This is a genomic window from Paenibacillus sp. EKM301P (assembly GCF_011800295.1).
Taxonomy (GTDB): domain Bacteria; phylum Bacillota; class Bacilli; order Paenibacillales; family Paenibacillaceae; genus Paenibacillus; species Paenibacillus polymyxa.
In genome coordinates, this window is sequence record NZ_JAALFM010000159.1 from 1 (window position 1) to 232 (window position 232).

Here is a 232-nt window from a genome sequence, read left to right on the forward strand (position 1 = left end):
TCCAAGCTCAGATCAAACTTGGCCGTATGATTGTCCAGTGGATAGGAGCTCAAGGTCAGACCTTTCAGCTCGAACTCCTGCTGCTCCATTGTTTTCAGCTCAAACATCGTGTCAAACAGCGCATTCCGGCTCGTATCCCGCGTTACATTCAGTTTTTCAACCAGTTCTTCAAACGGATAGTCCTGATGCTCATACGCACGGAGCGCATGCTCTTTGACCTCCTGCAGATAAT

1 protein-coding gene is annotated in these 232 nt (G+C 48.7%); it reads right to left on the reverse strand.

What is annotated here, in order from left to right:
• Positions 1 to 232 (reverse strand): condensation domain-containing protein (locus tag HFD99_RS25345; RefSeq protein WP_167441113.1); only part of this gene is annotated, 232 nt, incomplete at both ends.